The organism is Microbaculum marinum (assembly GCF_037855135.1).
In the GTDB taxonomy this organism is placed as follows: Bacteria; Pseudomonadota; Alphaproteobacteria; order Rhizobiales; family Tepidamorphaceae; genus Microbaculum; species Microbaculum marinum.
Genome location: NZ_JAZHOF010000002.1, coordinates 466664 through 489472 on the forward strand (window position 1 = coordinate 466664; position 22809 = coordinate 489472).

Consider the following 22809-nt stretch of genomic DNA (forward strand, 5'->3'; position numbering starts at 1 on the left):
AGGCGGGGCCGCCGGCCTCACAGCCGTGACTCGCGGAGCGCCCTGACCACTCTCCATCGTCGTCCCGGAAATCGCCCGGCGATTGTCCGGGACCGGAGAGCTACGGCGGGAGCGGGGTCCTTTTCAGTACCGACTGCGTGTCTTCTGAAGGCGCGCGGGCTCTCAGATCCCGGCCCGCGCCGCGTCGGCCAGGCGCCGCATGAAGGCGACGCAGGCCTCGACCTGCGAGATCTCGATGTACTCGTCGGGCTGGTGCGCCTGGGAAATCGAGCCGGGGCCGCAGACGATGGTGGGGATGTCGCGGGCCTGGAACAGACCGCCTTCGGTGGCATAGGCGACGGTGCGGGTCTCGTTGCTGCCGGCGCAGCGCATGGCCAGCGTTTCCGCCAGCGAGCCCGGATCCGGCGCCAGCCCGATCACGTCGACCTGGCGGACGGTGCTGATGCCGGTGGTCGGGGCGATCCGGCGGAGCTGCGGCAGGACATGCGTCTCGCCGAAGGCCTCGAGCCGCTTCAGCAGGTCGTCCGGATCGACGCCGGGCAGCGAGCGGACCTCCCATTCGAAGCGGCACTTCAGCGGCACGATGTTGTGGGCGGTTCCGCCCCAGATCTGGCCGACATGGACAGTGGTGTAGGCCGGCTCGAAGCGGCCGCTCGGATCGCCGGCGGCGATCATGTCGTCGCGCATGCGCGCGATCTCGCCGAGCAGCTCGGCCGCCGCCAGGATCGAGTTTGCGCCCTTGTCGATATGGGCGGAGTGGACCTCGTGGCCGGTCACCTCGGTCAGATAGTCGGTGATGGTCTTGTGGGCGTCGACGACGGCCATCTCGGTCGGCTCGCCGACGATCACGGCGCGCGGCTTCGGCAGCGCCGCACCGAGCTCGCCGATCATCGGCCGGACGCCGGTGCAGCCGACCTCCTCGTCGTAGGACAGCGCGAGGTGGATCGGCGTCGACAAGGGCCGCGAAAGGAACTCCGGCACCATCGCCAGCGCGATGGCGACGAAGCCCTTCATGTCGCAGGTGCCGCGTCCGTACAGTCGCCGGTCCTTCTCGGTCACCGTGAACGGATCGCTCGACCAGCCCTGCCCGTCGACCGGCACGCAGTCGGTATGCCCCGACAGGGCGATGCCGCCGGCGTCCTTCGGACCGATGGTGGCGAACAGGCTCGCCTTGTCGCCGGTCTCGTTGGGGACCAGCGACGATTCCACGCCGTGGCTTGCCAGATAGTCCTTCACGAACCCGATCAGCTCCAGGTTCGAGTTGCGGCTTGTCGTGTCGAAGCCGACGAGACGAGCGATCATCTCGTTCGGGGCGTAGGTCTGTCCCGGCAAGGCATTGTCCTGTGGTGAGTGCAACGATCCGATAGGCGATACTTACCGGCAAACCGGACGCGGTCAAAGCGCCGCGTTGCCTGGCTGGACGGCTGCCGCGCGATTGTGATTTCGTTCCCGCGGCGGTTGCGTGCGACACTGCAGATGATCGTGCGCGGCAGGGGTGGCGGCAGAAGCGTACGCTACTGTACGCGCGTACATCGGGGCGGGCACGGTCGGCGCGGCGGCGAAAGCCTTGGTCTCCGCGACAAACTGAGACACTTTCGCCCCTTCCGAAGGGGCCCCGATGATCGTAGATACGATACGGCGTTGGTTTCCGGGGGCGGCGACCAATTTCGGCCAGTTCGGAGAGAATTGATCGTGAAGCCGCCTGACAGACAACTCGGCGCGAGAAGAACCTGGACGCTCGGTCGCGTCGCAGGGCTGTTCGTCAAGACGGCGATCCCGGTCGCGATACTTGGCGCCGCCGCATTCGGCTACAACGCCCTCGTCGCCTCCAAGCCGGAGGTCCCCCGCCGCCCGGCGGTGGAACGGGCCTGGACCGTCGAGACGCGGATCGCCGAGCCCGCCTCGTTCCGCCCGCGGATCGTCGCCTACGGCACGCTCGTCGCCGGCCGCCAGGTATCGCTGCGCGCGCTCGTCGCGGGCGAGGTCGTGGCCGTCGGATCGGAGCTGCGCGAAGGCGGAACCGTCCATGCCGGCGACACGCTGGTGGAAATCGACTCCTTTAACTACGAGGGCGCCGTCGTCGAGGCCAAGGCCAATCTCGCAGAGGCCCGGGCCAGGCTTGCCGAATCCGAGACCCGGCTGCAGATGGAAACCACCGTGCTGCAGAGCGCGCGCGACCAGCTGGAGATCGCCCGGCGCGACGAGGAGCGGGCCGAGACCCTGTCGGGAACCGGTTCGATGACCGCCCAGGCCCTCGACACCCGCAGGCTGACGGTCATCCAGCGCCAGCAGGCGGTGGACGCCGGCGAGGCCACGCTGGAGATAAACCGCGCCCAGATCGCGCAGCTGAAGGCACAGGTCGACCGGCTGGAATGGAAGGTGCGGCAGGCCGAGCGCAGCCTCGAAGACGTGGTGCTGACGGCACCCTTCGACGCCTATGTCGGGACCGTCGCGGCGCAGGTCGGCAAGCTGCTCAACGTCAACGACGCCATCGCCACGCTCTACGACCGCAACGCCTTCGACGTTCGCTTCGCGCTGACCGACGCCCAGTACGGGCGGCTGCTCGAGGAGGGGCTGCTCGACCGCCCCGTCGAGGTGCGCTGGAACGTCGGCGGGACGCCGCGGTCGTTCAAGGCGAGCATCGTCCGCGTCGCTCCGGAGATCGCGGCCGCCCGCGGCGGCGTCGACGTCTACGCGCGGATCGAACCGAGCGAAGACCAGGGCCTGCTGCGCCCGGGTGCCTTCGTCGAAATCCTGCTCGACGACAAGTCCTACCAGGCCGTCGTGCGCGTTCCCGCCACCGCGATCTACGGGACCGACCGACTGTACGTGATCGAGGACGGGCGGCTGTCGGGCCGGCAGGTGGAGATCGTCGGATACGACGGCTCCGAAGTCCTCGTGCGCGGCGACCTGACGGGCGGCGAGCGCATCGTCACCACCCGCATCACCGAGGCAGGCGACGGTCTGAAAGTGAACGAGCAGGCCGATGAGCCGGCGCCGCCGCCGTCCGGCGAGCCGACCGCCAGCCGAAGCGCCGACGAAGCGGCAGCCAGCGATGGCTGAGCGCGAGGCCGCCGGCCCGATCCGGTTCTTCGTCCGGCATCGCAACGCATCGAACCTTCTGATGGCGATGCTGGTGCTGTTCGGCGTGATGGGCATCCTGAAGCTCAACACGCAGCTGTTTCCCTCCACGGAAATTCCGCGCATCAGCGTCACCATCGCCTGGTCCGGCGCCAGCGCGGAGGACATCGAGCAGAGCATCCTGCACGCCGTCGAGCCGGAACTTCGCTATCTCGACGACCTGGACAGGATCATCTCCTACGCCCGCGAAGGCGCGGCGAGCATCACCCTGGAATACGCCGCCGGAACTGACATGCAGATCGCCCTCGCCGAGGTCGAATCCGCGATCGCCGGCGTGACCACCCTGCCGGAGGGATCCGAGACGCCGGTGGTCCGCCGTTCCGTCTGGTACGAAGGGGTCGCCAACATCGCCATCTCGGGCCCGTTCACCGAGGACGCGCTGAAGGCCTACGCCAAGGAGATCCGCGACGGCCTGCTGAACGCCGGGATCGACAAGGTCGATCTCGTCGGCTTCCGCAAGCCGGAGGTCTGGGTGGACGTGGAGGAGCGGGAACTGCGGCGTCTCGGCGTGACGCTCTCCGACATCGCCGCGCGGATCGCCGCGGAAACCCGCGACCTGCCGTCCGGCACGCTCGAAGGCGCGGTCGAAAAGCAGCTCCGGTCGCTCGGCGAGGGGACGACCGCCGAGGAGATCGGCGCCATCGAGACCGTTTCGCGGGACACCGGCGAGAAGGTGCTGCTGCGCGAGATCGCCGACGTCCATGATTCCTTCGAGAAGGACCAGACGATCGGCTACAGCGGCGGCAACCGGGCCATCGAGCTTCAGGTCGAGCGGTCGACCACTGCCGATACGCTGGAGACGGCCGCGATCGTTCGAGAGTACCTCGAGGAGATCCGGCCGACGCTGCCGCCCACCCTCGACCTCAAGGTTTACGACGTGAGGGCCGACAGCCTCGTCGACCGCATCAACCTGCTGGTCAAGAACGGTGTCTCCGGCCTCGTCATCGTCGTGGTGGTGCTGTTCCTGTTTCTCAACGCGCGCATCGCGTTCTGGGTCGCGGCAGGTATCCCGGTCGCGATGATGGCGACCCTCGGCTTCATGTGGGTGACCGGCCAGTCGATCAACATGATCTCGCTGTTCGCGCTGATCATGTGCCTCGGCATCGTCGTCGACGACGCCATCGTGGTCGGCGAGCACACCGCCACCCGCTACGCGATGGGCGACGATCCGGTACGCGCGGCCGAGCGCGGCGCCGGCCAGATGATGTGGCCGGTGATCGCCGCGGTGCTGACGACCCAGGTCGCGTTCTTCCCGCTGACCATGGTCCGGGATGTGATCGGACAGATCATGGGCGCGCTGCCGCTGGTGGTGATCGCGGTGCTGACGGCGAGTCTGCTGGAATGCGTGCTGATCCTGCCGGGGCACCTGCGGCACAGCCTGACGTCGATGCGCGCCGAGCCGGGGCGCTTCCGGCGCGGCTTCGACAGGACCTTCGCAGCGTTCCGCGACGGGCCTTTCCGGGCCGCGGTCGGACTGGCGTTCCGCTGGCGCTACACCACGCTGGCGCTGTCGCTGGCGAGCCTGATCGTCGTCTTTGGCCTGATCGCCGGCGGGCGGGTCGGCTTCCAGTTCTTCCCGACCGCGGAGCCCGAGAACATCACCGCCAGCCTCACCTTCGCCGCCGGCACGCCCGAGGAAGAGGTGGTCGCCGGCGTCGCCAGGGTCGAGGCCGCACTGGCGGAGGCCGAACGACGGGCCGCACCGCCCGACGAGAAGCTGGTCGTCGCGACCTACGCGTCGGTCGGCCGGTCCGGCTTTTCGCGCGGCATGAACTTCGCCGAGATCGACGCGGAACTGACGGCCTCCGAAGTCCGCTCGGTGCGGACCAACGAAGTGATAGCCGCCTGGCGCGAGGCGGTGCCACGTATTCCAGGCCTGGAGACGGTGACGATCAGCGGACGGCGCGGCGGACCGCCGGGACGCGACATCGACATCCGGCTGACCGGGGCACAGACCGACGTGCTGAAGCGGGCCGCCCTGGAGATCCGCGATGTCGTTTCCGCCTACCCGGGGGTCTCGGCGGTCGACGACGACCTGCCATACGGCAAGCCGGAGATCATCATGGAACTGACGCCGCGCGGCGCGGCCCTCGGCTTCACCGCGGAATCGGTCGGCGAGCAGGTGCGCAACGCGTTCGAGGGCGCGATTGCGCGGCGCGTGCCCGCCGGCGACGAGGAAGTGACGATCCGCGTGCGCAGGGTCCAGGCGGTGCCGGGCCTGGCGGCGCTCGGCAACCTGTCGCTGCGGGCGCCGTCGGGCGAGTTCGTGCCATTGTCCGAGGTGGTCGACCTGACGGAGAAGCAGGGCTATGCGATCATCCAGCGGATCGACGGCCAGACCTCGGTTTCGGTCACCGCCGACGTCGACCAGGACGTCACGACCAACGTCGAACTGGTGGCCGCGCTGGACGAGGGACCGCTACGGGCGGTGACCTCGAAGTACGGCATCGACTATGCGTTCTCCGGCCGCGAGGAGGAGCGGGAGAAATCGTTCGCCGACCTGCAGCTCGGCGCGGTCGTGGCGCTGGGTGCGATCTACCTGATCCTGGCATGGGTCTTCGCCAGCTATGGCCGGCCGCTTGCGGTGATGGCGATCATCCCCTTCGGCCTGACGGGCGCCGTCATCGGCCACATGGTCATGGGCGTGCCGCTGACCATCCTGTCGCTGATGGGGCTGCTCGGCCTGTCCGGCATCCTGGTCAACGACTCCATCATCCTGGTCAGCCGGCTGGACGAGCGCCTGGACATGGGCGAGACCGTCGCCGACGCGGCGGTGAGCGCCTCCTGCGACCGACTGCGGGCGGTGTTGCTGACGTCGCTGACCACGATCGGCGGACTGGCGCCGCTGATGTTCGAGACGAGCCTGCAGGCGCAGTTCCTGATCCCGATGGCCGTCACGCTGGTGTTCGGCCTGGCGGTCGCGACCTTCTTCGTGCTGTTCCTGGTGCCGGCGATCGTCGGTGTCGGCGACGACGTCGGCCGTATGGCCGGCGCCTACATGCGCCTGGGCCGGCGGCCGACCGTCACGCCGGCGCAGTAGGCCGCTGCGCTTACGCCGTGGTCGAGGGCCGGATGCGCTTCAGGAAGTCCCAGACCGGCAGGGCGGCGAGGCCGCCGATGAGGCCGCCGACATAGCTCGGCAATGCAAAGCCCAGTACGGCCTGCCAGATGTATCCGGCTATCCAGCTGACGGCCACCATGACGACGATGGTGATGATCAGACGTTGCCAGAGCGGCATCAAGAGCTTCATGAATCGCGCCTCCCGTTGCGCGCGACTATAAACCAGCTTCGCGTCGGGATTCGACCCTCGAAAGCGGCGCCGGCGCCGTTTGTACGAAACGTGAACAGGCGCCGCCGAATCTGGCATAAGCAGGTGAGATGATTCTGGTGCGGTGATTCTGGGCGAGCCGGAGGCGAAGGCAGGTGAATTCGGTGGCGGTGACGCGTGATCCCTCGGCGGACCGGCACATGGCGGCCATCCGGATCGCCGGCGCCGTGCTGCAGCCCGACACGTCCGGCGCGATCTGGTGGCCGGAGGAATCGATGCTGATCGTCGCCGACCTGCATCTGGAGAAGGGCTCCTCCATCGCCGGGCGCGGCGCGCTGCTGCCGCCCTACGATACGGCGGCGACGCTCGCCCGGCTGGCGGCGGTGGTCGGGCGCCTGGCGCCGCGAACGGTGGTCTGCCTCGGCGACAGCTTCCATGACGTGCGGGCAGGCGGCCGCCTGCCGGAGCCCTACCGGCGGGCCCTCGGCGAGATGCAGCGGCGCTGCGACTGGCTGTGGATCGCCGGCAACCACGATCCGGCCCGGCCCGACAACGTCGCGGGCGACTGGTACGACGAACTGGCGGTCGGCGGCCTGGTGCTGCGCCACGAACCCGATCCGCGTTCGCCCGACGGGGAGATCGCCGGCCATCTGCATCCCGCCGCAAAGGTTCGTCTCAGGGGCCGCGGCGTGCGGCGGCGCTGCTTCGCAGGCGACGGAAGGCGTCTGGTGATGCCGGCCTTCGGAGCCTTCACCGGCGGCCTGAACGTTCTCGACGATGCATATGCGGGACTGTTCGCGCACGAGGCGCTGGCAGCCTGGATGATCGGACGTGCGGTCTATCCGATTCCCGGCCGCAAGCTGCTGCCGGACTGAGGCGCCGGGCAGCGGCTAACGCATCGCCGCCAGCCACACGATCCAGCCGTAGGTGAGCGCCACCGAGACCGCGGTGACCGGCAGGACCAGCAGCGTGAACTGCCAGAAATTGAACGGCACCTGGCCGAATTTCTCGGCCTGCTGCACGACGATGACATTGCTCGCCGCGCTGATGATGAACAGGTTGCCGGCCAGCGTCGAGATGCCGGCCAGCATCATCAGGTTCGCCGCCTCGCCGCCCTGCAGCAGCTTCAGATAGATGTCGACGACCGGCACGTTGGAGAACAGCTGGCTCGCCCAGAAGCTGAGGACCGCGGTGATCGTCGGCTCGTCGAGCCGCTCCTGCAGCGATCCGAGCAGGGCCTGCAGGGACCCCGACGCCAGCAGCGAACCGGTGACGACGAACATGGACACGAAGAAGACAAGCGTTGCCCAGTCTACCTCCCGGAAGATCCGGAACCGCCGGTTCGAGAACAGGAAGACGGGGGCGCAGGCGACGAGGCTGGCGGCGCCGAACGGCACGATGTGTGCCGAGCCACTCGCCTGCAGCGCGCTGTCCGCGCCGATCAGGACGACAAGCAGGACCGTGGCGAGATAGGTGGGCCAGGTGCGCGGATCCGAAGAGGGCGGCGGTAGCTCGTTTGGTATCGATCCGGCAGCCGGCGCCGACCGGTTCACCAGCCGGCTCATCCAGGCATAGACGAATGCCAGCGAGGCCAGTGTCGGGACGGCGAGCCACCAGACGAATGTGCCGATCGGATTGCCGATGTCGCCCGATGTGGCGATCAGGATGTTCTGTGGATTGCCGACCGGACTGACCATGCTGCCGACGGTCACCGTGGCACACAATGTCACGAGCAGGACGGTGGGCGACCACTTCAGGGCGCGGGCGAGCATGAGGGCGATCGGGGTTCCGATGACAGCCGCGGCATCATTGGTCAGAACCGCCGCGCACACGGCCGTCGCCAATATGAAGATCAGGAAGGAGAGTTCCGGCCGGTCGGTATTGGTGATGCGATTGCCGATGGCATGCGAGATTCCGGCATCGTAGAGCGCCGAGCCGATCGAGAAAACGCCGAACAGATACGCAATGACGTTCCAGTCGACGGCTGATGCGGCTGACAAAGGTGAAATTTCCCCGGCCACAAGTAGAACTGCCGCACCTGCAGTCATAATGTGCCAAATCCGAACCGTCTCCGGCAGCCATTGCCGAATGGCTATGAGGAAAAATATCGCGCAAGAGACGGCTAAGCTTACGGAGAAAATCAATCGTGAATTCCGCGCCGAGGAGCGACATGTAAATTGAATTCACTAAAACATAATATTGAGAAACTACAAAAAATACTCCCCATCGGCTGTCTCGAATCGATTGCTGCGAGGGTTTACCCTAAGGTAGCGGGTTTCTATCATCCACCACATTCCTGCAGGGGGAGGAGCGCTGCCGGGGCAGCGGGGGCGAACAAACCATGGCGCTGAACAAACCGCTCCTGGGCACCAATTTCTTCGCCGGCGACGTAGTGGCTGGCATCGGCCCGTACCTGGCGATCTACCTGCTGTCCGCCTATCACTGGTCTCCCGGGGCGATCGGCCTGGCGCTCGCGGTGGGATCGATCACCACGGTCATCGTCCAGACCCCGGCCGGCGCGATCATCGACGCGACCAGATGGAAGAAACTGATCCTCGCCGTCTGCGCCGTCGCCGTCGGCGCAGGAACGGCGCTTGTCATCGTCACCGAAGATCCTGTCTGGATCGTCTACAGCGCACAGATCCTCGTCGGCCTGGCTGCCGCTTATCTCGGCCCCGGCATCGCCGCCATCACGCTCGGCATCGTCGGTCCCGAGCGGTTCACCGAACAGACCAGCGCCAACCAGGCCTGGAACCATGCCGGCAACGTCTTTGGCGCGGCTGCCGGCGCGGCGCTGGCCTTGTGGTGGGTCACCGAAGGCGTGTTCTGGCTGATCGTCGCGATGTCAGCCTGCATGGTCGTCAGCATCGCCCTGATCGATGGCAGGACCATCGATCACGACACGGCGCGGGGCGGCCTGACGAAGGAACCCGACGGCGACGACCAGGCCGCAGGCATCATCACCCTGCTCGCCGACCGGCGCCTGATCGTCTTCGCGCTCACTGTCGTGATGTTCCATTTCGCAAACGCCGCCATGTTGCCGCTGGTCGGCCAGAAGCTGTCCATCGGCAGTGGCACGAACGAAGGGATTGCCTTCACCGCGGCCTGTGTGGTCGCCGCTCAGCTCCTGATGATCCCGATGGCGATCCTGTGTGGCGCCAAGGCCGATAGCTGGGGCCGCAAGCCGCTGTTCCTGTTTGCCTTTGCGATCCTGCCGATCCGCGGCCTGCTCTATACGCTGTCCGACAACGCCTACTTCCTCGTGGCGGTGCAGGGGCTGGACGGCGTGGCGAACGGCATATTCGGAATACTGTTCCTGCTGATTCTTGCCGATGTCACCCGCGGCACCGGCCGCTTCAACGCGGCCCAGGGAGCGATCGCGACGCTGATCGGCGTCGGCGCGTCGCTCAGCAACCTGGTTGCCGGCTGGATCGCGCAGGTCGGCGGCTATTCGGCAGCCTTCATCTTCCTTGCCGGCGTCGCAGTCCTCGGGGCCACCCTGTTCGCGCTCCTGATGCCGGAAACGGCGCCCCACAAAGCCGCCGGCGCGCCAAGACTGCAGCCGGCCCGTTCGACCTGAAGCGAGCCAGGTCGCCCCCCGGACGAGGCGCGGTCACACCGATATCACCGCCATCTCGACCACCGCCGTGACCAGCAGCGCCACGATCGCGGCGGCGGTCAGACGCACCCTGAGCGGTGCGAACCACAGCGGTGCGCGGCCTTCCCCGACGGCCTTCACGTCGAGCCAGGCCTGCAGGACGAAGGCCGCGATCAGCACCGCCTGACCTTCGAAGCCGGACAGGATCAGCGCCGCCCATGCGGCAATCGGCGGCACGATGCTCAGGACGAAGCCGTGCGTGCGGGCGGAGCCGTAGAGCGGGCTCATCGCCATGCCCCAGCGGATGCCGCCGAGGAACGACAGCACCAGGGCGCCGTACACGCTGGTGGCGAAGGCGATGAAGGCGGCCGTGCCGAGGTCGCCGATCACCATCGGCCCGACGGCGCCGACGACGAAGGGAATCACGCCGGCCCAGCCGATGACGGTCGCGGCAAGTGGCGCACGCTCGCTGTCGACCGGGCGATCGGACATCACGGTCATAGGACATCTCCCTGGGAGGTGGTCGCGCCGGGCATCAGTTGCGCCTGAACATCACGCTGCCGAGCCAGCCGACACCGAAGGCCATTGCGACGGTCGCCAGACCGTAGACCAGCGGCTGGCGGTGGGCGAGATCATATACCGCCGCCTCGAAGCCCGTCTTGATGACCCAGAAGCCGACCCTGGAGGTGGCCAGCAGCGCACCGTCGCCGAAGACGTGCACCTGCGCCCGGTATCCGCCGGTACGGATGTTGGCGGGCAACGGGATATGCGCCATGAACAGGCTCGGCGTCAGCATGTCGACGGCGTCGTGGTGGGAAAAGTAGAGCGACTGGGCCTCCTTGCGGCGCAGCAGCGCATCGCGGAACACAGCCACCGTCTCTTCGGACTCCTCGCTCGCCGCCTCCAGCGGGAGATAGTCGCGACCGATCCCCTTGCGCCTGAGCACCACCGGGCCGGCGATCTCCTCCAGCGGCCGGTTCGACAGGACGGCGTAGTAGGAGGGGGCGTTGCGGTACTCGATGCCGGCGCCGTTGACCCAGATGCCTGCGACACGCTCCTTGCGCCAGACGACGATGTCGCGGCGGGGCCCCTCGATGACGACGACGACGTCGTAGCCGTGCGCCCGGCCGACCGTCTCGCCGTCCCGCTCGACCGATCCGAACAGGACGATTTCCGTCCCCACGAAGTTGGACCGGATCTCCACGACCTTTTCGGACAGGGCGGCGATGACGGATTCCGCCCGCGCCGCCGGGAGCGCCGTAAAGGACGCCAGGCAGAACACCAAGGCTGCGACGGCGCGCATCATTCCGCGTGCCCCGACATGGTGGTCAGAACATAGAAGTCCTCAGGCGTCGCGACCAGTCCGTAGAGAACGCGGCCGCACACCGCCAGCACCAGCAGCGCCAGCAGCAGACGAAGCTGCTCGCCGCGCAGCTTCACCCCCGCCTGCACGCCGAACTGGGCGCCCATCACGCCGCCGATCATCAGGATCAGCGCCAGCACGGAATCGATCGACTGTGTGGAAACCGCATGGAGCACCGCGGCGAAGGCGGTGACGAAGATGATCTGGAACAGGGACGTGCCGATGACGACGTTGGTCGGGACGCGCAGCAGATAGATCATCGCCGGCACCATGATGAAGCCGCCGCCGACGCCCATGATGGCGACGAGCAGGCCGGTCAGCGCGCCGAGGCCGGCAACCGGCAGGACGCTGATGTAGAGCTTCGATCGCTTGAAGCGCATCTTGACGGGCAGGCGGTGCAGCCAGGTGTGCTGGCCCGGCCGCCGGCTCGCCACCGGCCGGCCCATGCGGCGGCGGAACAGGGCGCGGCCGCTTTCCAGCAGCATCAGGCTGCCGACGCCGCCGAGGAAGAAGACGTACAGGAGCGAGATGATCAGGTCGAGCTGGCCGATCCCCTGCAGCACCCGGAACAGCACGATGCCGAGCGCCGCACCGATCAGGCCGCCGGCAATCAGGATCACTCCAAGGGTGACGTCGATCGACTTGCGCCGCCAGTGCGCGAGGGCGCCGGACACCGAGGAGGCGACGATCTGTCCGGTCTGCGTCGCCACTGCCACGGCCGGGGGAATGCCGGAGAAGATGAGGAGCGGGGTGAGCAGGAAGCCGCCGCCGACGCCGAACATTCCCGACAGAAAGCCGACCGCCGCCCCCATGCCCAGCAACATGAGCATGTTCACGGCGATCTCGGCGATGGGCAGGTAGATCTCCATCACTCGGCCTGTGCGTCCGGCGGACCGGAAAACGAATGCGGTGCCACTGCCCGGGGGCGAACGGGGCGTGGCCTGTTAACGGCCACCGCGCCGGCCTTGTCAATCTGCCGGAGCACGCAGCGTCAACATTCCGCGATTTTCGCACGCAGGTCCTAACAGTCCCTGACGAGGCGGGCCGTTTGGCGCGGGATCGCACCAGGTTCGGGACACCCGGGCGATGCTGCAATTCACCGCGGGAATTGCGGAGAGGCCTCGTGCCGGATCCGCTGAATACCGGAGCGGCCACGAGGCCTGTCAGGCGACGATCCTGCGGTAGAGATGCCAGGTGGAGTGTGCGAGCACCGGCACCACGATCGCCAGACCGACGAACAGCGGCAACGAGCCGATCAGCAGCGTCCCGGCAACGAAGACGCCCCACACGGCCATCGTCAGCGGGTTGCGCAGTACCGCGCCGACCGAGGTCTTCACCGCGATCGCAGCGCCGACGTCGCGGTCGAGCAGCAGCGGGAACGACACGACGCTGACCGACAGCACGATCACCGCGAAGACGAAGCCGATGCCGTTGCCGGCGAGTATGAGGGTCCAGCCTTCGGGAGTGGTCAGAACGTCCTTGACGAACGCGCCTGCCGTTTCCGGCGGAGTCGTTCCGAACAGCGACTGATAGAGCCACAGCGCGATGACGAGCCAGGTCAGGAACAGGATCATCAGCAGCAATCCGAGCGCACCGATGGCGGCGAGCGACGGGGACTGCAGGACTCCGAACGCGTCGCGCCAGGTGACGTCCTCGCCGCGTTCGCGGCGGCGGCTCATCTCGTAAAGACCGATGGCCAGGAAGGGACCGACCAGCGGGAAGCCCGCGGCGAACGGATACAGCAGCGGCAGCATGTCGTAGCCGAACATCAGGCGGGCGAAGAATATACCGGCCAGCGGATAGATCATGGCGAGGAACATCATATGTGTCGGCATCGCAAGAAAATCGTCGATGCCTTCCGCCACCGCCTCCTTCAGATCCGCGAAACCGATCTTTCGAACGGCGAGAACCTGTGCGCGCGGATCTCCGATCAGGTGGGCGAGGTCGACGCCGCCCGCGACGCTCCTGGCGCCGGTCCGGACCTGGCCGGCGGCCCATTCGACAGGATTGCGGATTGTCATGGTCATGCCTCCGTATCCATCCCGTGGACGGTCGCGAGGCTTTCGTGACGCGGTGCGTCGTTGCCGGCGCCGGTCACGTCGACGTCGCGACCTGCACATCGGTCCAGCATACACGGTCAGGCGACGATTGTCGCCTGCAGGCGGGGTGCCTGCCGGGGCGGAGGCCTATCCCGCGGCGCCGCCGAGCTGGTCGATCAGATCCGGCGAGATGTCGCCCGTGTCGGGCAGGCCGACGCTGCGCTGGAAGGCGCGGACGGCATCGCGGGTGCGCGGCCCGATCTGGCCGTCGGGCGGTCCGGCGGCGTAGCCCAGATCGTTCAGCAGCGATTGGGCGGCGACGATCATCTCCCGGGTGATGAGGGTTTGCTGCTTCGGCGCGGGATCGCCCCAGCCGCCCTGCGGTTCGGGAACCGAATTGGCGCCGGCCTCGGGTGGCCGGGCCTGCCAGGCCTCGGCGGCGGCCCGCGCCTTTGCCAGCGTCGCCTCGTCGAGACTGCGGCCGACCTCGTCGCGCTTCTGAAGCGCCTCCGAGTCGCCCTGGATGGCGGCGATCGCGAACCAGCGGTACGACGCGGCGAGATCGGCTTCGACCCCAAGTCCGCGCGCATACAGGACGGCGAGGTTGAACTGGCTGTCGGCCAGGCCGTATTCGGCCGCCTTGCGGAACCAGGTCGCCGCCTTCTCGTAGTCGGGCGCGCCGTCGATGCCGTCGGCGTACAGGACGGCGAGATTGTGCATGGCGTTGCGGTTGCCCTGCTCGGCGGCGCGCTGATACCACATCCGTGCCATGGAGATATCGCGGTCGACGCCCTGGCCCTTCTCGTAGAGGCTGCCGAGCCTGTACTGCGCCGGCGCCAGGCCTTGCGAGGCGGCCTTGCGATACCAGTCGGCCGCCATTGCGTCGCTCTGCGGCAGTCCGCGGCCGTCCATGTAACGCACCGCGATCTCGAACTGCGCCGCCGGATCGTCGGCCTCGGCCGCCGCCCGCAACGGGTCCGGCAGCAGATTGGCGGGAATCGGGGCGTCGTCGGCGGGTCCGGACGACGGCTCGGAGGGCGCAGTAGCGACGTCGGCGTCCGGAGCGGTCTGCCCGGCAGGAACCGAAGCCGATTCCGCCGGAGCCGACTGGGTGATCGAGCCGGTCGCCTCGCCATGGTCCGGACCGGATTTCTCGACGGTACGGACCGGTTTCGAAGCGGTGCCTCTGCCCTGTGTCGATCCGGTGGTTTGCGTATCGACATGTCCGGCGGCGCCGGCGACGCGACCGCCTGCCGCCTTGGCGTCGTCGGCGACCATCCTCTCCGTCTGGCCACTGCCCCCGGCGGCAATGTCCGGATCGGTTTTCACGTACGTGGCAATCTGGAACGCGCCGAAGATGAAGAGCACCAGCGCGGCCGCGATCGGCAGCGCCCGCCGATACTCGACCTCGCCGCGCAGCACCTTCAATCGCGAACCGGGTTTCCTCTCGCCGCTGCGCCTGCCGTCGGTGCGCTCGACGGCCGCCGCGCGTGCGGCGCGGGCAGCGCGGCGGGCAGCAGCGACGAAATCGGATTGATCGCCTGCCGGAGCGTCGAGGATTGCCGAAGGGGCTGGCGTGTCCTCGGGTCCGGCGGGCTTTGCGTGAAGCTGCGGTTCGGAACGATACGATGCGGCGCTGTCCCGCGCGGGCCTTGGATGGCGGGTGCCGGGCAGGAGCGGTACGTCGTCCTCAACCGAAACCGCGGAATCGGCCGTGCTGAACGTCTTAGCGACGGCATCGATCCGTCCGACGAGATCGTCGGGATCGATGTCGGGGGCGGCGCTGTCCGCCGCCGCTTCGGTCGGCAGATCATCATCGGTCCCGTGCAGCGGCTCTGCGGGCTCCACCGCCGCGCCATCCTGCGCACCCGTGCCGCGCGCGCCGTCGCGCCTGTCGTGGTCCGCGGCATCGTCCACCTCGTGCTCGAGGTCTTCCAGTCGATCGACGATCGTCTTCAGCGTTTCGTGCACGGCGTGGATGTCGGAGGCGCCGCCGGAGGACAGCGACGCGGCCGCTCGTTCCACGGCTTCCCTTGCCGCTTCGCGGGCGGCTTCGAGCGCATCGAGACGGCTCTCCTCGATCCGTTCGAATAGGTCGCCGACGGTCTTCTCAAGACCGCCGATGCCGGCCATGCTCCGCGACGATGCGTCGACGTTCTCGGCCAGTTCCGAGATCTTGCGGTCGAGCTGGGCCAGGGTTTCGGCGTCGCCGTCCCGGGCCGCCGCGGCGAGCTGCTCGGTCAGGATCACCAGGCGACTTTCGAGCTCGCCGATTCTCGTGGAGGGCGCATCGGACATCCGTTCGCCCAGCAGATGCATTTCCTGGCGAAGCGATTCAAAGTCGTCGCGGCGGGCGCTTTCGAGCTGGCCCGCCAGCCAGCGCATCTCGGTGCGGATCGCCTCGATGTCGACCAGATCGAGATCGTCCAGGCCACGCGTCACCGTTTCGGCGAACTCCTGCGACAGGCGCTCGCCGAGTTCGCGCAGGTCGCCGCGAAGCGCGTCGAATTCGTCGCGCTCGGAGCGCTCCAGCTGTTCGGCCAGGAGGCGGATCTCGTCACGCAGCGCGCCGAACTCGCTGCGCGCGGCCGTATCGAGGCGGGCGGCGATGTCCTCGATCTTCGCCTCGACCTCGATCGACAGGGACGGGGCGCCGGCGACGTGATCGGCCAGCCGGGCGATCTCCTGGCGCATCGCATCCAGGTCAGCCCGCATGTTGCGATCGATATCCTGCGCCATCTCGCGCAGTTCCGCGCGGATCGAATCGATCTCCGATCGCGTCGCCGTATCGAGCCGGCGAACGGTGTCTTCCAGCCTTTCGGCGAAATCGTCGCCGAGACGGCCCGGGATCGCTTCGATACGGCTGGCCAGTTCGCCGACGACCGCCAGCAGGTCGCCGATGGTGGGGGTAGGGGCAGCCGATTCGACGGGCGCACTGGCGCGGCGGATCTCGTCGGCGAGGTCGCGCGGAGCAGACCGGGGAAAGGTCTCGTCCAGGCGCTGTTCCAGCCGCTCCGTCATGGCGTCCACGCGATGATCGATCCGGTCGGCATAGGTACCTACGGCGCGCTCGAACTCGCCTTCCAGCGTCCTCTGTCGCGCGGCGACCTCGGCGATGGCTTCCTTCAGTCCGCTCATCGGCGCGGGCGAGCGGCGAGCGCGCGTCAGGCCCTCGTCCGCTGCGAAGGCCGCCTGCGACGGCCGGGCCGAAGCAAACGAGGGTCCGGGCGCACTTCGGTCGGCGTCGCCCGAACCCGGCCTCAGGCCGATACCCTGGCGGTCGACGGCAAGGTCGGGGCGCCCGGTGCCGGACTCCATCCGGCTTGCATCCATGCGGCGCGCAATTGCCTGAAGTCGTTCCTCGAGCTGGCGGACGGTGTCGCGGGTCGATCGCCGATCGGCAACCGCATCGGCAACCGGTTCGCGAAGTTCCGCCAGGCGGCTGGCGATATCGCGCATCGCCTCGGGCGCGTCTTCACGCCGTACCGGAGTATTCGAGCCAAGCGACCCTACCAGCCGACCGAGGCGTCGCTCGATGGATTCGGCCGTGGCGCCGCGATCCTGCGCACCCGGGAAGCGATCGTCGTGGGGCGCCTCCAGACGCTGGTCGCGGGCCGGCGGCCCAGTCCGGGCGCGGTGATCGTCGGCCAGCGCCGGCCGAGCCCGCGAGGCGGAATATTCGGGCGAGGGGGTTATGTCGGCCCGGCGCTCGAGGACTGCGTCCAGCCATTCGCTCAGCGACGTCCCGGCGCGTCGGGCGGCCTCTCGGGCATCCGCCGCAAGATCCTGGTCGGCTGCAGGTGTTCGGGTGCCGCGAGTTGCCATGCTACTATACCGGTCCGCTCCGTCAGTCGCCCGGGAGGGGCGGGTGCAGGTTCGGGGTCAGGCGTTGCAAACCGTCCGGCCGAAGCACCGTCCGGGCACCGTGCCCCGAACGATATTTTTCGCATTACGGTAAACAGGGGGTTAAAGGCATGTCGGCGTCGTCGCCTTCGGGGCTTGAGGGGGGCGTCGCAGGTGCATCGCCGTGGATGCAGGCCCGAGCGGGCCGGCTGGCTTGACGTTTACGTAAGCGTCATCTAACTAGATCGGGACGAACAGGAGTCGTTTCGATGACAGCAGAGGGCATCGCCCCACGGCGATCGAAGTCCGGTGACGGGGGTCATTCCACCGTAGATGACGGCGGCGATTCGGGCGCCGGTTCGCCACGGCAGTCGGCGTTCACGATCGGCGATCTGTCGCGCGAATTCGACGTCACGCTGCGCACCATCCGCTTCTACGAAGACAAGGGCCTTCTCAATCCGCGCCGCATCGGCACGAAGCGCCTGTATTCGCGCCGCGACCGCGCCCGGCTGAAGCTGATCCTACTCGGCAAGAAGGTCGGTTTCTCGCTCGCCGAGATCTCCGAGATGCTCGACCTGTACGACCTGAAGGACGGACAGGTCACCCAGCTGCGCGTCGCGCTGGGCAAGTTCGACCAGCAGATTGGCTTTCTGACGGCCCAGCGAGACGACATCGACCAGGCACTCGCCGACCTGAAGCGGGCGCGCGAGGTGGTGTCGGGAATGCTGAAGGAGCGCGAACGCCGCGGCGCGTAATGCGGCGAGAACCTATTCGGGAGTGAGGCCATGCCGACCTACAAGGCGCCCGTCGAGGACGTGCTTTTCCTGCTCAACGATGTCCTGGGCATCGAGCGCTACAACAACATTCCCGGCTTCGCCGATGCGACACCGGACGTGGTCAAGGCGATTCTCGAGGAGGGCGGACGCCTCTGCGAGGAGGTGCTGCAGCCGCTGAACCGCGTCGGCGACACCGAGGGCTGCACCCGCCACGACGACGGAAGCGTCACCACGCCGCCCGGCTTCAAGGACGCCTACCGGCAGTTCGCCGACGGCGGCTGGGTCGGGCTTTCGGCCGATCCCAAATATGGCGGCCAGGGCCTGCCGCACACTCTGTCGGCGGCGATGAACGAGTTCGTCGCCTCCGCCAACATCGCCTTCGGCATGTATCCCGGCCTGACCCAGGGCGCGATCGCCGCGCTGACCATCCACGGCAGCGACGAGCAGAAGGCGCTCTACCTGCCCAAACTCGTCTCCGGCGAATGGCTCGGCACGATGAACCTGACCGAGCCGCACTGCGGCACGGACCTCGGCCTGCTGAAGACCAGGGCCGTGCCGAACGGCGACGGGTCCTACGCGATCACCGGCACCAAGATCTTCATCTCGGCCGGCGAACACGACCTCTCCGACAACATCATCCACCTGGTGCTGGCCCGGATCGAGGGCGCGCCGGAGGGCACCAAGGGAATTTCGCTGTTCGTGGTGCCGAAGGTGCTGCCCACTCCGGACGGCGGCCTGGGCGAGCGCAATGCGCTGGGCTGCGGTGCGCTGGAAGAAAAGATGGGCATCCACGGCAATGCCACCTGCGTCATGAACTACGACGGCGCCCAGGGGTGGCTGGTCGGCGAGGCCGACAAGGGGCTCCGGGCGATGTTCACGATGATGAACGAGGCCCGGCTCGGCGTCGGCATCCAGGGCCTGTCGCAGTCGGAAGTCGCCTACCAGAACGCCGTCACCTACGCCAGGGACCGGCTGCAGGGGCGTTCTCTCACCGGGCCCAAGGCTCCCGACAAGCCGGCCGACCCGATCATCGTCCATCCCGACGTGCGCCGGATGCTGATGAACATGAAGGCGTTCAACGAGGCGGCCCGCGCGCTCGTCCTGTGGACGGCGATCAAGGGCGACGTCTCGCACCGCGGCTCGGACCAGGCCGAGCGGCAGGCGGCAGAGGACCTGATGGGCCTGATGACGCCGGTCATCAAGGGCGTTCTGACCGATACCGGCTTCCAGAACACGGTCGCCGCCCAGCAGGTCTACGGCGGGCACGGCTACATCGCCGAATGGGGCATGGAACAGTTCGTCCGCGATGCACGGATCGCGATGATCTACGAGGGCGCCAACGGGATCCAGGCGCTCGACCTCGTCGGCCGCAAGCTCGCGGCCAACGGCGGCCGTGCCGTCATGGCGTGGTTCAAGGAGGTCGGCGAGTTCGTCTCGGAGCACAAGGACGACGAGGCGATGGCGCCCTATGTCGGCCCGCTCAAGTCCGGTCTCGATGCGCTGCAGCAGGCGACCATGTGGTTCATGCAGAACGCCATGGCCAAGCCGGACAATGCCGGGGCCGGATCGACGGACTACATGCATCTGATGGGCCTCGTCGCGCTGGGCTACATGTGGGCGCAGATGGCCAGGGCCTCGCTTGCGGCGCTCGACGGCGGCGCGGAGAACGCCTCGTTCCACGAGACAAAGCTCAAGACAGGCCGCTACTACATGGAACGCGTCATGCCGGAGGCGCAGGCGCATCTGGCGCGGATAACGTCCGGCGCGGATTCGCTGATGGCGCTCGACGCCGAATCGTTCTGAGGGAGCCGAACAAAAGATGACTGCACTCGACACCCCCCGCCCCGACTGGATGAGCGAGGACGTCGTCCTCCTCGAGGAACAGTCGCGCCGCTTCTTCGACAACGAGATCGTGCCGCATCTCGACGAGTGGCTCGACGAGGGCATCGTGCCGCGCTGGGCATGGGAGAAGACGGGCGAGGCGGGGCTGCTGGGCGCGTCCATGCCCGAGGAATACGGCGGCTCGGGCGGGACCTTCGCGCACGAGGCGGTGATCACCTACCAGCTCGGCATGGCCGGCCTCGATTCCTTCGGGATCGCGCTGCACAACGCCATCGTCGCCCCCTACATCCTGCACCACGGGTCGGAAGACCAGAAGAAGCGCTGGCTGCCGAGGCTCGCCACCGGCGAGCTGATCGGGGCGATCGCGATGACCGAGCCCGGCGCCGGCTCGGACCTGCAGGGCATCCGCACCACCGCGGTGCGCGACGGCAACCACTATTCGATCTCCGGCTCCAAGACCTTCATCACCAACGGCCAGAACGCCAACCTGATCATCGTCGCCACCAAGACCGACCCGAGCGCCGGCGCCAGGGGCACGTCGCTGTTCGTGGTCGAGACCGACGAGGTGGAGGGCTTCCGGCGCGGCCGGAACCTCAAGAAGCTCGGCCTGAAGGCGCAGGACACATCCGAACTGTTCTTCGACGCGGTGCGCGTCCCCGCCGATGCCCTGCTCGGCCACGAGGAAGGCCAGGGTTTCGTCCAGATGATGACCGACCTGCCGCAGGAGCGCCTGCTGGTCGGCGTCCAGGCGATGGCGATGATCGAGCGCGCGCTCGAAGAGACGATCCGCTATGTCAAGGAACGCAAGGCGTTCGGCAAGGCGATCCTCGACTTCCAGAACACCCAGTTCGAACTCGCCGAGGCGAAGACCGAGGCGACCGTGGCGAAGGTGTTCATGAACCACTGCATCGAGCAGCACGTCGCCGGCAGGCTCGATACCGTCACCGCCTCGATGGCGAAGTACTGGCTGACCGACCTGCAGTGCAAGATCGTCGATCAGTGCCTGCAGCTGTTCGGTGGCTACGGCTACATGGCGGAGTACCCCATTTCGCGGATGTTCCAGGATGCGCGCGTCCAGCGCATCTACGCCGGCACCAACGAGATCATGAAGGTGCTGATCGCGAGGAGCCTGTAGCTGCGTGACATGCATGACTGGCCCGCGTCGCTCGCAATGGCACCGACATTGATCGGCCCATACGCCGGTCCAGTTCATCGGATGCGGGCGCACGGACGCTTGACACACTAGGGAGGCTTCGATGCCGGACTGCTTCATCTACGACCACGTGCGCACGCCGCGCGGCCGCGGCAAGAAGGACGGGAGCCTGCACGAGGTGACCGCGCTGGAGCTGGCCGCACAGACGCTGCGCGCGATCCGCGACCGTCACGAGCTCGACACCGGCCGGCTGGACGACGTCGTGCTCGGTTGCGTCGATCCGGTCGGCGAGGCCGGCGGGGACATCGCCCGGGCCGCCGTGCTCAAGGCCGGCTACGACCAGGAAGTGCCGGGCATCCAGATCAACCGGTTCTGCGCATCCGGCCTCGATGCCGTCAACTTCGCAGCCGGCGAGGTGATGTCGGGGCAGCACCAGATGACGATCGGCGGCGGCGTCGAGTCGATGAGCCGAGTGGGCATCGGCGCATCCGGCGGCGCCTGGCCGATGGACCCCTCGCTGGCGGTGCCCGCCTACTTCCTGCCGCAAGGCATCTCGGCGGACTTGATCGCCACGAAGCACGGCTTCTCGCGCGACGACGTCGACGCCTACGCGGTCGAAAGCCAGAAGCGGGCGGCGAACGCCTGGGAGAAGGGCTACTTCAGGAACTCGGTCGTGCCGGTGAAGGACATCAACGGCCTGACGGTCCTCGACCGTGACGAGCACATGCGCCCCGACACGACCATGCAGTCGCTGGCCGCGCTCAATCCCTCCTTCGTCCAGATGGGCGAACTCGGCGGTTTTGACGCGGTGGCGATCCAGCGCTATCCCGAAATCGAGGAGATCAACCACGTCCACCACGCCGGCAACTCGTCCGGCATCGTCGACGGGGCGGCCGCGGTGCTGCTCGGCTCGAAGGCCGCCGGCAGGAAGGCCGGACTCGAACCCCGCGCCCGCATCAGGGCGTTCGCCAATATCGGCTCGGAACCGGCGATCATGCTGACCGGCCCCCTGGCGGTCACAGAGAAGGTCCTGAAGAAGGCGAAGATGACGCTCGACGACATCGATCTCATCGAGATCAACGAGGCCTTCGCCTCGGTCGTGCTGCGCTTCATGCAGTATTTCGACGTCGACGGCTCCAAGGTGAACGTCAATGGCGGCGCCATCGCCATGGGCCATCCGCTCGGCGCAACCGGCGCGATGATCATGGGCACGGTCATCGACGAACTGGAGCGCACCGGCAAGCAGACCGCGCTGGTCACGCTGTGCATAGGCGCCGGCATGGGGACCGCGACCATCATTGAGCGGGTGTGAGAGCCTCATGCCCAGGATCGACATCGCCTCGCTGCCCGAGCGCAACACCACCGCCTATCCCGAGCCGTTCCGCCGGACCGTCGCCGGCCGCTTCAAGACGGCGCTCGGTGACGCCGTCGCGCTGAGCCAGTTCGGCGTCAACCTCACGCGGATCGCACCGGGATCGGCCTCCTCCGAGCGCCACTGGCACGAGAACGAGGACGAGTTCGTCTATGTGCTCGAGGGCGAGCTGGTGCTGGTCGAGGACGACGGCGAAACCGTGCTGAAGCCCGGCGACGCGGCCGCCTTCAAGGCGGGAGTCGCCAACGGCCATCACCTGGTCAACCGCTCGGATCGCGATGCCCTGATCCTCGAGGTCGGCACGCGGGCGGCATCGGAAATCGCGCACTATCCCGACGTGGATCTGGCCGGTGTGAAGGACGAGGCCGGCTTCCACTTCAGCAGCAAGTCCGGCGAGCCATACGCCTGAACCC

17 protein-coding genes are annotated in these 22809 nt (G+C 67.7%); 9 read left to right on the forward strand and 8 right to left on the reverse strand.

The genetic code is table 11. The features are described 5' to 3' along the window. Positions 1 to 162: 162 nt before the first annotated feature. Entirely contained in the window at positions 163 to 1302 is a 1140-nt protein-coding gene (argE, locus tag V3328_RS05745) for an acetylornithine deacetylase (protein ID WP_340328887.1), read from the reverse strand. Positions 1303 to 1692: 390 nt separating this feature from the next. Here argE and V3328_RS05750 point away from each other — a divergent pair, with 390 nt between their 5' ends. Both V3328_RS05750 and V3328_RS05755 read left to right on the forward strand, forming a co-directional pair. Then, entirely contained in the window at positions 1693 to 3063 is a 1371-nt protein-coding gene (locus tag V3328_RS05750; protein WP_340328658.1) for an efflux RND transporter periplasmic adaptor subunit, read from the forward strand. Next, on the forward strand, positions 3056 to 6181 hold the full coding sequence (locus tag V3328_RS05755) for an efflux RND transporter permease subunit (protein ID WP_340328659.1): 3126 nt from the start codon (positions 3056 to 3058) through the stop codon (positions 6179 to 6181). The genes V3328_RS05750 and V3328_RS05755 overlap by 8 nt, the downstream gene beginning before the upstream one ends. Positions 6182 to 6191: 10 nt before the next feature. On the opposite strand, the gene V3328_RS05760 is transcribed toward V3328_RS05755, so the two are convergent. Next, the gene (locus tag V3328_RS05760) at positions 6192 to 6392 is read right to left on the reverse strand and encodes a hypothetical protein (protein WP_340328661.1); all 201 of its coding nucleotides are present in this window, start codon (positions 6390 to 6392) and stop codon (positions 6192 to 6194) included. Between the two features lie 218 nt (positions 6393 to 6610). Between V3328_RS05760 and pdeM the strand changes: the two genes are divergently transcribed. Further along, positions 6611 to 7285: a ligase-associated DNA damage response endonuclease PdeM gene (pdeM, locus tag V3328_RS05765; protein ID WP_340328888.1), complete on the forward strand. Its 675-nt coding sequence runs from the start codon at positions 6611 to 6613 to the stop codon at positions 7283 to 7285. A 15-nt stretch (positions 7286 to 7300) separates the two neighbouring features. Here the strand turns inward: pdeM and V3328_RS05770 are convergent, their stop codons facing one another. Then, positions 7301 to 8554: an ArsB/NhaD family transporter gene (locus V3328_RS05770; protein WP_340328662.1), complete on the reverse strand. Its 1254-nt coding sequence runs from the start codon at positions 8552 to 8554 to the stop codon at positions 7301 to 7303. A 197-nt stretch (positions 8555 to 8751) separates the two neighbouring features. Here V3328_RS05770 and V3328_RS05775 point away from each other — a divergent pair, with 197 nt between their 5' ends. Further along, positions 8752 to 9990, forward strand: a complete 1239-nt coding sequence (locus V3328_RS05775; protein WP_340328663.1) for an MFS transporter — start codon at positions 8752 to 8754, stop codon at positions 9988 to 9990. 33 nt (positions 9991 to 10023) lie between these two features. Here V3328_RS05775 and V3328_RS05780 read toward each other — a convergent pair whose 3' ends face one another. The 5 genes from V3328_RS05780 to V3328_RS05800 all read right to left on the reverse strand — a co-directional run bounded on the left by V3328_RS05780 (position 10024) and on the right by V3328_RS05800 (position 17235). After that, positions 10024 to 10509, reverse strand: coding sequence for a DUF3429 domain-containing protein (locus V3328_RS05780; RefSeq protein WP_340328664.1), 486 nt, complete (start codon positions 10507 to 10509; stop codon positions 10024 to 10026). Positions 10510 to 10543: 34 nt separating this feature from the next. Then, positions 10544 to 11314, reverse strand: a complete 771-nt coding sequence (locus V3328_RS05785; RefSeq protein ID WP_340328665.1) for a TIGR02186 family protein — start codon at positions 11312 to 11314, stop codon at positions 10544 to 10546. Then, positions 11311 to 12240: a sulfite exporter TauE/SafE family protein gene (locus V3328_RS05790; protein WP_340328889.1), complete on the reverse strand. Its 930-nt coding sequence runs from the start codon at positions 12238 to 12240 to the stop codon at positions 11311 to 11313. Before V3328_RS05790 ends, V3328_RS05785 begins: the two co-directional genes overlap by 4 nt. Positions 12241 to 12534: 294 nt before the next feature. Continuing rightward, the gene (locus V3328_RS05795) at positions 12535 to 13398 is read right to left on the reverse strand and encodes a DUF2189 domain-containing protein (RefSeq protein WP_340328666.1); all 864 of its coding nucleotides are present in this window, start codon (positions 13396 to 13398) and stop codon (positions 12535 to 12537) included. 159 nt (positions 13399 to 13557) lie between these two features. Further along, complete coding sequence (locus V3328_RS05800; protein ID WP_340328667.1) at positions 13558 to 17235, reverse strand: peptidoglycan-binding protein; 3678 nt, start codon at positions 17233 to 17235, stop codon at positions 13558 to 13560. Between the two features lie 287 nt (positions 17236 to 17522). On the opposite strand from V3328_RS05800, the gene V3328_RS05805 reads away from it, so the two are divergent. The 5 genes from V3328_RS05805 (at position 17523) to V3328_RS05825 (ending at position 22805) form a co-directional block, all read left to right on the forward strand. Then, positions 17523 to 18008 (forward strand): MerR family transcriptional regulator, encoded by a 486-nt coding sequence (locus tag V3328_RS05805; RefSeq protein ID WP_340328668.1) that lies wholly within the window; start codon positions 17523 to 17525, stop codon positions 18006 to 18008. A 30-nt stretch (positions 18009 to 18038) separates the two neighbouring features. Further along, positions 18039 to 19832 carry an acyl-CoA dehydrogenase C-terminal domain-containing protein gene (locus V3328_RS05810; protein ID WP_340328669.1) on the forward strand — a complete coding sequence of 598 codons (1794 nt, stop codon included), beginning with the start codon at positions 18039 to 18041 and terminating at the stop codon, positions 19830 to 19832. Between the two features lie 16 nt (positions 19833 to 19848). Continuing rightward, positions 19849 to 21006 (forward strand): acyl-CoA dehydrogenase family protein, encoded by a 1158-nt coding sequence (locus V3328_RS05815; RefSeq protein ID WP_340328670.1) that lies wholly within the window; start codon positions 19849 to 19851, stop codon positions 21004 to 21006. Between the two features lie 121 nt (positions 21007 to 21127). Further along, positions 21128 to 22336 carry an acetyl-CoA C-acetyltransferase gene (locus V3328_RS05820; protein ID WP_340328671.1) on the forward strand — a complete coding sequence of 403 codons (1209 nt, stop codon included), beginning with the start codon at positions 21128 to 21130 and terminating at the stop codon, positions 22334 to 22336. A gap of 7 nt (positions 22337 to 22343) precedes the next feature. Then, positions 22344 to 22805, forward strand: coding sequence for a cupin domain-containing protein (locus V3328_RS05825; protein ID WP_340328672.1), 462 nt, complete (start codon positions 22344 to 22346; stop codon positions 22803 to 22805). Positions 22806 to 22809 lie beyond the last annotated feature (4 nt).

Excerpts from the sequence above, each read along its gene's own strand:
- argE (WP_340328887.1), bottom strand. The coding sequence starts at position 1,302 with ATGATCGCTCGTCTCGTCGGCTTCGACACGACAAGCCGCAACTCGAAC.
- V3328_RS05755 (WP_340328659.1), top strand. The coding sequence starts at position 3,056 with ATGGCTGAGCGCGAGGCCGCCGGCCCGATCCGGTTCTTCGTCCGGCAT.
- V3328_RS05760 (WP_340328661.1), bottom strand. The coding sequence starts at position 6,392 with ATGAAGCTCTTGATGCCGCTCTGGCAACGTCTGATCATCACCATCGTC.
- pdeM (WP_340328888.1), top strand. The coding sequence starts at position 6,611 with ATGGCGGCCATCCGGATCGCCGGCGCCGTGCTGCAGCCCGACACGTCC.
- V3328_RS05775 (WP_340328663.1), top strand. The coding sequence starts at position 8,752 with ATGGCGCTGAACAAACCGCTCCTGGGCACCAATTTCTTCGCCGGCGAC.
- V3328_RS05780 (WP_340328664.1), bottom strand. The coding sequence starts at position 10,509 with ATGACCGTGATGTCCGATCGCCCGGTCGACAGCGAGCGTGCGCCACTT.
- V3328_RS05785 (WP_340328665.1), bottom strand. The coding sequence starts at position 11,314 with ATGATGCGCGCCGTCGCAGCCTTGGTGTTCTGCCTGGCGTCCTTTACG.
- V3328_RS05790 (WP_340328889.1), bottom strand. The coding sequence starts at position 12,240 with ATGGAGATCTACCTGCCCATCGCCGAGATCGCCGTGAACATGCTCATG.
- V3328_RS05795 (WP_340328666.1), bottom strand. The coding sequence starts at position 13,398 with ATGACCATGACAATCCGCAATCCTGTCGAATGGGCCGCCGGCCAGGTC.
- V3328_RS05800 (WP_340328667.1), bottom strand. The coding sequence starts at position 17,235 with ATGGCAACTCGCGGCACCCGAACACCTGCAGCCGACCAGGATCTTGCG.
- V3328_RS05805 (WP_340328668.1), top strand. The coding sequence starts at position 17,523 with ATGACAGCAGAGGGCATCGCCCCACGGCGATCGAAGTCCGGTGACGGG.
- V3328_RS05810 (WP_340328669.1), top strand. The coding sequence starts at position 18,039 with ATGCCGACCTACAAGGCGCCCGTCGAGGACGTGCTTTTCCTGCTCAAC.
- V3328_RS05815 (WP_340328670.1), top strand. The coding sequence starts at position 19,849 with ATGACTGCACTCGACACCCCCCGCCCCGACTGGATGAGCGAGGACGTC.
- V3328_RS05820 (WP_340328671.1), top strand. The coding sequence starts at position 21,128 with ATGCCGGACTGCTTCATCTACGACCACGTGCGCACGCCGCGCGGCCGC.
- V3328_RS05825 (WP_340328672.1), top strand. The coding sequence starts at position 22,344 with ATGCCCAGGATCGACATCGCCTCGCTGCCCGAGCGCAACACCACCGCC.